This window comes from Mycobacterium sp., assembly GCF_035640695.1.
Lineage (GTDB): Bacteria > Actinomycetota > Actinomycetes > Mycobacteriales > Mycobacteriaceae > Mycobacterium.
The window spans coordinates 1-5,525 of sequence record NZ_DASQVQ010000096.1 but is presented as its reverse complement, the minus strand read 5'-3'; the positions used below and the strand labels follow the sequence as shown (position 1 = coordinate 5,525).

General features: G+C 65.7%; 5 protein-coding genes. All 5 read left to right on the top strand.

Annotation, left to right across the window (positions count from 1 at the left end; genetic code table 11):
- On the top strand, positions 1-1,539 hold a 1,539-nt coding region (locus VE759_RS11520; protein WP_324931995.1), incomplete at its 5' end, for a FadD7 family fatty acid--CoA ligase.
- Positions 1,540-1,833: 294 nt separating this feature from the next.
- On the top strand, positions 1,834-2,508 hold the full coding sequence (locus tag VE759_RS11515; RefSeq protein ID WP_324931992.1) for a YoaK family protein: 675 nt from the start codon (positions 1,834-1,836) through the stop codon (positions 2,506-2,508).
- Positions 2,489-3,421 carry a LysR family transcriptional regulator gene (locus VE759_RS11510; protein ID WP_324931989.1) on the top strand — a complete coding sequence of 311 codons (933 nt, stop codon included), beginning with the start codon at positions 2,489-2,491 and terminating at the stop codon, positions 3,419-3,421. The genes VE759_RS11515 and VE759_RS11510 overlap by 20 nt, the downstream gene beginning before the upstream one ends.
- A gap of 110 nt (positions 3,422-3,531) precedes the next feature.
- The gene (gene oxc / locus VE759_RS11505) at positions 3,532-5,253 is read left to right on the top strand and encodes an oxalyl-CoA decarboxylase (protein ID WP_324931986.1); all 1,722 of its coding nucleotides are present in this window, start codon (positions 3,532-3,534) and stop codon (positions 5,251-5,253) included.
- A 52-nt stretch (positions 5,254-5,305) separates the two neighbouring features.
- Positions 5,306-5,525 (top strand): CoA transferase (locus tag VE759_RS11500; protein WP_324931983.1); only part of this gene is annotated, 220 nt, incomplete at its 3' end.

Genomic DNA, 5,525 nt, shown 5'->3' with positions numbered 1-5,525 from the left:
GCGCCGTCGTGGCGGCTCGGCGAGCTTCTCGACGGCATCGCCGAACGTACTCCGGATGCAACGGCATTGATCGTTGGCGCTGAGCGCCGCCGAATCGGTTACGCCGCCCTGGCCGAGCTGGTTGTCGAGCAGTGCGCGGCGTTGCGGCGGTCGGGACTGCGGCCCGGCGATGTCGTCACACTCCGGGCGACCAACAGCATCGAGTTCGTCGTGGCACTGCTCGCCGCGGCGCGCGCAGACCTTGTCGTTGCCCCGGTTGACCCGGCGCTGCCCGCGGCCGAGCGACGAGCGCGGGCCGACCGCGTCGGTGCACGGGTAACCCTGACCGACGCCCACGTGCCGGATCCTGGCGCGTCTGGCGCGGACTGTCCCGAATGGCGACTGGAGGCCTTGCAACCCGGGACCTCCCACGCAAAGCCGGTGAGTCACCTCGTCACGGGCGATCCGGCCCGCGCCATTGCCGCGCCGGTACCCGGTCTGACCAACCGCGACGCGTTGATCATGGTCACTTCGGGCACCACAGGAACGCCCAAACTGGTGCCCTGGACCCACGACAACCTTGCGGGCGCCATTGCCGGCATCGCCGCCGCCTACCGGTTGAGCCCGTCCGATGCGACGGTCGCGGCCATGCCGTTGTTCCACGGCCACGGGCTAATCGCAACCTTGCTCACCACCCTGGCCACCGGGGGCGCAATCGTGCTGCCCGCGCGGGGGAGGTTCGCCGCGCACACCTTCTGGGACGACTTCGCCACCGTTGATGCGACCTGGTACACGGCCGTGCCGACGATCCACCAGATACTGCTCGACCGCGTCCCGATCGACCTTCCCGGCGGCTACCACGATCGACTGCGTTTCGTCCGCAGCTGTAGCGCACCGCTGTCGGCGGCCACCGCCGAACGGATTGAGGCAACCCTGAACGCGCCGGTGCTCGCCGCATATGGCATGACCGAAGCCACCCACCAAGCCACTAGCGTGTTGCCGTCCGACGATCGACGCACTCGGTGGCATACGGTCGGCACACCCACCGGCGTGTCGGTGCGGATTGTTGATCGCGACGGCAACGCATGTCCGCTCGGAGCGACCGGCGAAATCTGGTTGTGCGGGCCGACCGTTGTACGTGGGTACCTCGACAACACCACGGCCACCGCGAGCACGTTTGTCGACGGCTGGGTGCGCACCGGCGATCTCGGCAGCGTCGGCGACGATGGGATTTTGACCGTGCAAGGTCGCATCAAGGAACTGATCAACCGCGGCGGCGAGAAGATTTCACCGGAACATGTCGAAGAGGTTCTGATGTCCTATCCCGGCGTTGCCGACGCCGCGGTGTTCGGCGTTCCGGACGATTTGTACGGCGAGCGGGTCGCGGCGGTTATCGTGCCCCACAACGGATTTCACGTCGGGCCCAGCGATCTGACGCGCTACTGCCGCGACCGCCTCGCCCCGTTCGAGATTCCCGAACGAATCGCCTTCGCCGACCGGCTGCCGCTCACCCCCAAAGGGTCGGTCGATCGCTTCCAGGTAGCACGAAGCTTTCGCTGACAGGCGCGGCGGTTAACGGATTTCGGGCCGAGCGCCCATCTGGAGCGAAAAGGCAGCAGCCGCAGGGACATACCACCGGAAATCCTACCGCCCGGCTGCTCGGCGCGGTTGGGGGTTGACCGCCACGCAACGTTTCTGGTTAACGGGGGGCCTGAGTGCAGGTCAGCAACGATGACATGGCGCCGGGGTCGGGAAAGTCTTGACCGCATGGGTATCTGGCGGAAGAACCGGCGCGTGGCAATGGACCCCCATTCGGGACCGGATCTGCTCATTCGAGTGCGAAACGTCGCCGCCATGGTTTTGGCTGCCGTCAGCGGAGCCACCGACGCAATCGGTTACCTCACCCTGGGCCACGTTTTCACCAGCGCGATGACGGGCAACTTGGTGCTGGCCGGCATCTCGCTAGCGCACCAGAACGGCGAACGCGTCGGACGCGTCGTCGTGTCACTCGTCTGTTTCATGGCCGGCGCGGCGATCGGTGCGCGCATTGCCCGCAGCCCAGAACCTGACGACCCGGTCTGGCCGTCGGCCATCACCCGGGCGCTGGCGATCGAAGCGGTGATCTTCGTCGCCTACGCGGCCTGCTGGTGGACCACGGGGCACCACGGCATCGTCGCCAAGGCCACGCTGCTCGGCCTCGGCGCAATCGCCCTTGGCATGCAGAGCGCGTCGATGCAACGGTTCGGCCCGGGACTCAACACAACGTTTCTTTCCGGGTCGCTGACAATCCTGGTCGGCTGGCTGGCGACCGGGCACCGGCTCCGCGACATCCAGCACCATCTGATCGTGCTGGTGGGCCTGGTTTGCGGCGCCTTACTCGGGGCGGTGCTGGTACTGCACGCACCGGCGTTCGCACCGGCCGTACAACTCGTCGCACTGGGTGGCGTGCTCTGCGCCGCCGGTTGGCAAGCTCGCGCTTGGCGTCGGATAGCGAACGAGAGGCTCGCGGGTGCTGTTCCGTCAGCTTGAGTACTTCGTCGCCGTCGCGCGAGAAAGACACTTCGCGCGCGCGGCCGAAGTGTGCTTTGTGTCGCAGCCCGCACTGTCGGCGTCCATCGCCAAGTTGGAGCGCGAATTCGGCGTCACCCTGATCAACCGCGGACACAACTTTGAGGGACTCACCGCGGAAGGGGAGCGGCTGGTCGTGTGGGCCAGACGGATCCTGGCCGAGAAAGATGCGTTCAAGGCCGAGGCCGCCGCCGTTCAGTCCGGCATCACCGGGACGCTGCGGCTGGGAGTGGAACCCACGGCATCGACAACCCTTGCCCTCCCCGTGGCGGCATTCTGCGCGGCGCACCCGCTGGCAAAGGTTGAGATCGAATCACGGTTGTCCTCAGCCGAACTCTATCGACGACTGCGCGAATTCGAGCTAGACGCCGCCATCGCTCAATTCGACGCCGAGGGCGGCGCGGGCTTGCACGTCGTGCCGCTCTATGAGGAGCGCTACGTCGTTGTTGCATCAAATGACCGGCTCCTGCCAAGCAATTCAGCCATGAGATGGGTTGACGCGGCACAATTGCCGCTTGCGTTGCTGACGCCGGACATGAGGATCCGCCAAGTGATCGACAAGGCGTTCGCCGAAACCGGCATCGCGTTGCACCCGCACGCGGAAACCGACTCCGTCGCTTCGCTGTACGCGCTCGTTGGCGCTGGAGAATGGGCCACGATCGTGCCGCACACCTGGTTACATGCCCTGCCAGTTATCGGCACGACCAGGGTCGCCCGATTGATCGAGCCGGATAGCCGTGCGCAGATGTCGGTTGCCATCAATGCGACAACCCCCGGTTCGGTAGCCGCCCGGGCGTTCGTAGTCGCGGCGAAGGGCTTGGCGCTCAATGAATTATTCGAACACCCGCTGACAAACGCGCCCGCCCGGCATTGATAGTCCCCGCTTATCGCATGTTCGACGATAAGTCTTGGACACGACCGCCGACGTGGCGGAGCGTTAACGGTAAGAGCTAAACCACCAGACGAATTGAGGGACGAAGCATTATGACCATCAACGACTCACGCGACACCCTGGTGAACGGCGCAGAGCCGCAACAACAACTCACCGATGGCTACCATTTGGTCGTTGATGCGCTGAAGCTCAACGACGTGGACACCATCTACGGATTGGTGGGTATCCCGATCACCGACCTCGCTCGCATTGCGCAGGCATCGGAAATCCGCTACATCGGCTTTCGTCACGAAAGTGATGCGATTCACGCGGCCGCCGCAGCCGGCTTTCTGACGAAGAAGCCGGGCGTGTGTTTGACGGTCTCGGGCCCGGGGTTCCTGAACGGCCTCGTTGCGCTCGCGAACGCCACCACGAATTGCTTCCCGGTAGTGCAGATTTCGGGATCCAGTGAACGACACATCGTCGACCTCAAACGCGGCGACTACGAGGAGCTGGACCAGATGACCGCGGCCGAACGCTTCGCAAAGGCGGCCTATAGAGTCGACCGCGCCGAGGACATCGGCCGCGGCATCGCCCGGGCGATCCGCACCGCGGTGTCCGGCCGGCCCGGCGGGGTCTACCTCGACATCCCGGCCGCGGTGCTCGGCGAGATCATCGAAGCCGGCAAGGGAGGGTCGTCGCTGTGGCGGGTGGTCGACCCAGCGCCGCGCCAGTTGCCTGCGCCCGACGCGGTGAACCGCGCCGTCACTCTGCTCGCGGGTGCACAGCGGCCGCTTGTCGTGCTTGGCAAGGGCGCTGCCTACGCGCAGGCCGACAAGCAGATTCAGACGTTCATCGAAAGCACCGGACTGCCGTTCCTGCCGATGTCGATGGCCAAGGGGCTGCTGCCCGACGACCATCCGCAGTCCGTCGCCGCCGCCCGTTCGCTGGCGTTGCGCGAAGCCGATGTGGTGATGCTGGTCGGCGCACGGCTGAATTGGCTACTCGGTCATGGCGAAGCACCCCAGTGGAACCCCGGCGCGAAGTTCATCCAGGTCGACATTGAGGCGGCGGAGTTCGACAGCAACCAGCCCATTGCGGCGCCGCTCGTCGGCGACATCGGCTCGGTGATGGAGGCGCTGCTCGAGCGGAACCGCGGCCAAATAACTGCTCCGGCGCCGTGGCGCGACGAGCTGTCCGCCCGCTCGGCGCAGAACGTCGCGAAGATGTCGCAGCGGCTCTCGGCAGACCCGCATCCGATGCAGTTCTACGGCGCGCTTCGGGCCATACGCGACGTGCTGCGGGCATACCCGCAGGCGTACGTGGTCAATGAGGGCGCCAACACACTCGACTTCGCACGCAACGTGATCGATATGCGGGTGCCGCGTCACCGCCTCGACAGTGGCACCTGGGGGATCATGGGTATCGGCATGGGCTATGCGATCGGCGCCGCCGTGGAGACCGGCGACCCGGTCGTCGCGATCGAGGGTGACAGCGCGTTCGGGTTTTCCGGAATGGAGCTGGAGACAATCTGTCGCTACCGGCTGCCGATCGTGGTGGTGGTCTTCAACAATGGCGGCGTCTACCGCGGTGACGATGTCTCCGCCGACAGCGACCCGGCGCCGACCGCGCTGCGGGCTCGTCACGACAAGCTGATCGAGGCGTTCGGCGGCACGGGCTATCAGGCCACGACGCCGGCCGAACTCACCGCCGCCCTGGGCGAGGCGCTGGCCAAGGGCGTTCCCGCGCTTATCGATTGCGTGATCGACCCGACGGCCGGCACCGAAAGCGGCCATCTGACCAGCCTCAACCCCAAAGGCCTCGGGCACTCGTGACAGCCGTCCGGATGCCGACATCAAAGTCATTCCACGAGAAAGGAAATTCATCATGAACCAACTACCACTGAGCGGCATTAAGGTGATCGACTTCACCGGGGTGCAGGCCGGCCCGGCGTGCACGCAGATGATGGCCTGGTTCGGCGCGGATGTGTTGAAGGTGGAGCGCACCAGCGGGGGTGATGTGACGCGCAATCAGTTGCGCGACATCCCCGATGTGGATGCGCTGTATTTCACGATGCTCAACAGCAACAAGCGCTCGTTGGCGATCA